A 5,314-nucleotide genomic window follows, 5' to 3' on the forward strand; every position below is an offset into this window, starting at 1 on the left:
CTGGCGATGTCAAAGCGGGAAGCGGCAAGCCCGGAGAATGAGAGGCTGAGGAGCTGATTTGAGCGGCAGGAAGAGCGCCGGCCGGTTTGGTATCGTCGATCTGGGCTCGAACTCTGTCCGCTTGGTCGTTTACGCCGCTGCCGTCCGCAGCCCGGTGCTTGTCTTCAACGAAAAGGTGCTTTGCGGCCTCGGCCGCACGCTGGCCAGTACAGGCAAGCTCGATCCGAAGGGGATCGAGCGGGCCTTCGATGCGCTGCGGCGCTTCATTGCCCTTCGTGAGCAGATCGGCATCGACCGCCTCATCGTCGCCGCGACGGCGGCCGTGCGCGACGCGACGGACGGGCCCGAATTTCTGGCGCAGGCGGAAGAGATTTGCGGCTTCAGGATCAGGCTCGTCTCCGGCCCCGAGGAAGCGCGGCTCGCGGCGCAGGGCGTTCTTTCCGGCATTCCCGATGCGGAAGGCATTGTCGGCGATCTCGGCGGCGCGAGCCTCGAACTCGTGAATGTCGGCGGGGGCAAGCTCATCGGCGAGGGATCAACCCTGCCGATCGGCCCGCTGCGGATCATGGATCAATCGAAGAATGATCCTTCGGCGGCGGAAGCGATCGTCGACAAGGCGCTCAAGGGCGTCGATCTCCTCAAGCAGGCGCAGGGCCGCAAGCTCTATGTCGTCGGTGGCGTCTGGCGAAACCTCGCCCGGATTCACATGGCACAGCGCAATTACCCGATCCATGTCCTGCATGAATATGTGATCCCCGCGCGGGATGCGGCCGACATCGCCAAGGTGATCGAGAGGCTAGGGCCGAAAACGCTGGCGCAGATACCAGACATTTCCGAGCGCCGCATCGACACGCTTCCCTTCGGCGCCCTGGTGCTCGACAGGCTCATCGGCGCGATGAAGGCGAAGGAAGTGGTCGTCTCGGCCTATGGGCTGCGCGAGGGCATTCTCTTCGACCATCTCGGCAAGCGCGAGCAGGCGAAGGATCCGCTGATCGAGGGATGCCACGATCTGGCGAAGCGGCTGGCGCGTTTCCCGGAGCATGGCGAGGAACTGACGCGCTGGACGGCGCCGATTTTCGCCGAAGACGTGCTCGGCGAAACGCCGGCGGTGGCGCGGCTGCGACGCGCGGCCTGCATCCTCGCCGATATCGGCTGGTATGTGCATCCGGACTACCGCGCGCATCACACCCTGACGCAGATATTGCTTGCGCCGTTTTCCGGCGTCGATCATCCGGGCAGGCTCTTTCTCGCCCGCGTCGGCTATCACCGGCATGAGGGCAAGGGCGAGCCGGAGTTCATCGGTAATCTGGCCGGCATTCTGACGCCGGTCGAGAACCACCGCGCATTGGTGCTGGGCCTCGCGCAGCGGCTTGCCTTTACGCTTTGCGCGGCGACGACGGGCGTGCTGCCCAGGACGCGGCTCGAAATTTCCAAGTCGACGGTGACGCTGGTGGTGCCGCGACGCTACCAGACGCTGCTCGGCGAAGTGGTGCAGCGCAGGCTCTCGGCGCTCGCGCGCACGATAGACCGGAAGGGCGAAATGCGCGTGGGCCGCTGAGGCTCAGCGCCCGCCCTTCGCCGTTTCCAGCAGAAGGATTTTCTTGCCCCGCGCGCTCAGCGCCAGTTCGCCGCGCTTGAGGCGCTGGGCGTCGGCGCCGAAGATTTCGCGCCGCCAGCCCTTGAGGGCAGGGACGTCCGGCTCGTCATGCGCGGCGATAAGCTCGAGATCGGACGTTCTGGCGACGAGCTTCTGCGCGACCTCGTGCTCCTCGCTGCGGAGCGAGAGCAGAACCTTCAGCAATTCGACAAGGGGGCCGATGCCCGGCGGCAGCGGCTCGGAATCCTTGACGACGGGTATGAGGTCTTCCCGCATGGAGAGCCCGCGCTCGACGGCCTCCATGATGCTCGCCGCCGTCCGGCTGTTGGCAAAGCCCTTGGGCACGGCGCGCAGGCGGTCGAGATCCTCCGGCACGCGGGGGATCTGCGTCGCGATCTCGGCGAGCGCATCGTCCTTGAGGATGCGGGAGCGGGGCAGGTCGCGCTCCTGCGCCTGCCGCTCGCGCCAGGCGGCGATCTCGACAAGCACGGCAAGGCCGCGCTGGCCCTTGAAGCGCATCTTGATGCGCTTCCACGCATCCTCGGGGCGCTGGGCATAGGTCTCCGGGTCCTGGAGGATCGCCATTTCCTCGGCGACCCAGCGCGCGCGGCCGGTCTGTGTGAGCCGGCGGGCCAGGACCTCGTAAATCTTCCTCAGATGGGTGACGTCGCCACAGGCATATTGAAGCTGCTTGTCGGAGAGCGGGCGGCGCGACCAGTCGGTGAAGCGGGAGGACTTGTCCACGCTGCCGCCGGTCAGCTTGCGCACCAGCGTCTCGTAGCCCACCGACTCGCCGAAGCCGCACACCATGGCCGCGACCTGGGTGTCGAAAAGCGGGTCGGGGATCGTCTCCGCCTCGTGCCAGAAGATCTCGATGTCCTGCCGCGCCGCGTGGAAAACCTTGACCACCTGCTTGTTGCGCATGAGCTCATAAAAGGGGGCGAGGTCGATGCCGGGCGCCTGCGGGTCGACGATGCAGGCTTCGCCGGGACTGGCAAGCTGGATGAGGCAGAGCTTCGGCCAGAAGGTCGAGTCGCGCATGAACTCGGTGTCGACCGTGACATAGCCGGCACCGGCAAGGCGTGCGCATGTGGCCGCGAGCGCGTCAGTGTTCGTAATGATGTTCATCGGGCGTCTCTATAACTCATCGTTGCGGCCCTGTCGCGGCGCGAGAGCGGGCCCCGGCCGAATATCCGCCTTTTCGATCATGGAGTTGGACGGATGGATGCCGGCAGGGTGCCGCCGGCCCTTTGACAAGTCGGCCCCTTCCATGCACTTTCGCCCGATCCGGGCGTAGCATTCCGTTACGCTGCGATGATTCGTTCTTGATTATCAAGGCCTTGCAGCGATGAACACCTATCGCAGCCACAATTGTGGCGAGCTCCGTAAGTCTCATGTCGGCGAGACGATCCGCCTTTCGGGCTGGGTCCATCGCAAGCGCGACCATGGCGGTCTTCTCTTTATCGACCTGCGCGACAATTACGGGCTGACGCAGCTCGTCTTCGACCCGGACCGGCCCGAGGCTTTCGCGCTCGCCGAAAAGGTCCGCTCCGAATGGGTGATCAAGATCGAGGGCAGGGTGGTGGCCCGCTCGGACGAGACGGTGAACGCCAACCTCGCCACGGGCGAGGTGGAGATCGCCGTTTCCGAGGTCGAGGTGCTCTCCGAAGCGCAGGACCTGCCGCTGCCGGTCTTCGGCGAACCGGACTACCCGGAGGAGACGCGCCTCACCTATCGCTTCCTCGATCTGCGCCGCGAGACGCTTCACCGCAACATCCTGCTGCGCTCGAAGATCATCGCTTCCGTCCGCCGCCGCATGACGGAGGCCGGTTTCAACGAATTCCAGACGCCGATCCTCACGGCTTCGAGCCCGGAAGGCGCCCGCGACTTCCTCGTTCCCTCGCGTGTCCATCCGGGCAAGTTCTATGCGCTGCCGCAGGCGCCGCAGCAGTTCAAGCAGCTCATCATGGTGGCGGGCTTCGACCGCTATTTCCAGATCGCGCCCTGCTTCCGCGACGAGGACGCCCGCGCCGACCGCAGCCCGGGCGAGTTCTACCAGCTCGACGTGGAAATGAGCTTCGTCGAGCAAGACGATGTTTTTGCTGCGATAGAGCCGGTTCTTCATGGATTGTTTGAAGAATTCGCCGATGGCCGCAAGGTCTCGCCATATCCCTTCCCGCGTATTCCCTACGCGACCTCGATGCGCAAATACGGCAATGACAAGCCGGACCTGCGCAACCCGATCGAGATGTCGGACGCGACGCATATCTTCCGCGGCTCGGGCTTCAAGGTCTTTGCCGGCATGATCGAGAAAGACCCGAAGGTCGAGGTCTGGGCGATCCCCGCGCCGGGCGGCGGCAACCGCGCCTTCTGCGACCGGATGAATGGCTGGGCGCAGGGCGAGGGCCAGCCGGGCCTCGGCTATATCTTCTACCGTTCCGAAAATGGCGCGCTGGAAGGCGCGGGGCCGCTGGCGAAGAATATCGGTCCCGAGCGGACCGAACAGTTGCGCAGCGAACTCGGCCTCAAGGAAGGCGACGCGGTCTTCTTCGTGGCCGGGCTGCCGAAGAACTTCGCCGCCTTCGCCGGGCTTGCCCGCACGCGCATCGGCAAGGAGCTGAACCTCATCGAGGAAGGCGTCTTCAAATTCTGCTGGATCGTCGATTTCCCGATGTTCGAGTGGAACGAGGACGAGAAGAAGGTCGATTTCTCGCACAACCCGTTCTCGATGCCGCAGGGCGGGCTCGAGGCGCTCGAGACGCAGGATCCGCTGACGATCAACGCTTATCAGTACGACATCGTCTGCAATGGCGTGGAACTTTCCTCCGGCGCGATCCGCAATCACAAGCCGGAAATCATGTACAAGGCCTTCGCCATCGCCGGCTACGACAAGGCGACAGTGGAATCCAAGTTCGGCGGCATGCTGAATGCGTTCAAATTCGGTGCGCCGCCGCATGGCGGTCTCGCGCCCGGAATCGACCGCATGGTGATGCTGCTCGCGGGCGTCGAGAACCTGCGCGAAGTGACCATGTTCCCCATGAACCAGCAGGCGCAGGACCTGCTGATGCAGGCGCCCTCGGAAGTCGAGCCGCGCCAGCTCAAGGAACTCCATATCCGCGTCGTGCCGCCGCTCGAAAAGAAGGGCTGATGCCCGGGCGACTGGCAATGTGAATTCGGCCGGGGCGTCGTCATCGACGCTCCGGCTTTTTCGTGCCGGCGCGAGCCGAGAAAGAGGGCGAGCCGAGGAAGAAGGAATGTTACGCAGCCCCCGCGAACGCCTGTTACAGGCTGTGCTTTACGAAGCGATCGGCCTGGCGATCCTGACACCGGCCTATGGCTTCGCAATGGGGCTGCCGCTCGGAAACTCCTTCGTCACCATGGCGCTGATCTCAGGCATCGTCATCGTCTGGGCGCCGACCTACAATTCCATTTTCGATAGGCTGATGCTGCGCTGGAGCGGGCGCCTCGCGCATCAGAAAACGGTGGCGCTGCGCGTGCTCCATGCGGGGCTTTACGAGGTCACGATCTCGTTCTTCGCCGTGCCGATCATCGCCTATATCAGCGGCATGGGCTGGTGGGTGGCGATCGCCGCCGATATCGGCTTTACCATCGTCTATTTCGTCTACACCTACGTGTTCTACTTCATCTACGACTGGCTGCGGCCGGTTCGGTGAAACGCGCGCTCGATTGATCCTGATCAACATGCCGGAAGCGAAA

At 64.3% G+C, this 5,314-nt stretch carries 4 protein-coding genes; 3 read left to right on the forward strand and 1 reads right to left on the reverse strand.

Going from position 1 to position 5,314, the window contains the following annotated elements; all coding sequences use genetic code 11:
- The first annotated feature begins 58 nt into the window (after nt 1–58).
- The gene (locus PKA57_RS08435; protein WP_324299477.1) at nt 59–1,558 is read left to right on the forward strand and encodes a Ppx/GppA family phosphatase; all 1,500 of its coding nucleotides are present in this window, start codon (nt 59–61) and stop codon (nt 1,556–1,558) included.
- Between the two features lie 3 nt (nt 1,559–1,561).
- Here PKA57_RS08435 and rnd read toward each other — a convergent pair whose 3' ends face one another.
- Nucleotides 1,562–2,725 carry a ribonuclease D gene (rnd, locus tag PKA57_RS08440; protein ID WP_324299479.1) on the reverse strand — a complete coding sequence of 388 codons (1,164 nt, stop codon included), beginning with the start codon at nt 2,723–2,725 and terminating at the stop codon, nt 1,562–1,564.
- Between the two features lie 220 nt (nt 2,726–2,945).
- Here rnd and aspS point away from each other — a divergent pair, with 220 nt between their 5' ends.
- Both aspS and PKA57_RS08450 read left to right on the forward strand, forming a co-directional pair.
- Nucleotides 2,946–4,745 carry an aspartate--tRNA ligase gene (aspS, locus tag PKA57_RS08445; protein WP_324299481.1) on the forward strand — a complete coding sequence of 600 codons (1,800 nt, stop codon included), beginning with the start codon at nt 2,946–2,948 and terminating at the stop codon, nt 4,743–4,745.
- 106 nt (nt 4,746–4,851) lie between these two features.
- The gene (locus tag PKA57_RS08450; RefSeq protein ID WP_324299483.1) at nt 4,852–5,271 is read left to right on the forward strand and encodes a PACE efflux transporter; all 420 of its coding nucleotides are present in this window, start codon (nt 4,852–4,854) and stop codon (nt 5,269–5,271) included.
- Nucleotides 5,272–5,314: the final 43 nt, after the last annotated feature.

The organism is Parvibaculum sp., from assembly GCF_035325945.1.
Taxonomy (GTDB): Bacteria; Pseudomonadota; Alphaproteobacteria; order Parvibaculales; family Parvibaculaceae; genus Parvibaculum.

Coding starts and splice junctions, on each gene's coding strand:
- PKA57_RS08450 (WP_324299483.1), top strand. CDS start 4,852: ATGTTACGCAGCCCCCGCGAACGCCTGTTACAGGCTGTGCTTTACGAA.
- aspS (WP_324299481.1), top strand. CDS start 2,946: ATGAACACCTATCGCAGCCACAATTGTGGCGAGCTCCGTAAGTCTCAT.
- rnd (WP_324299479.1), bottom strand. CDS start 2,725: ATGAACATCATTACGAACACTGACGCGCTCGCGGCCACATGCGCACGC.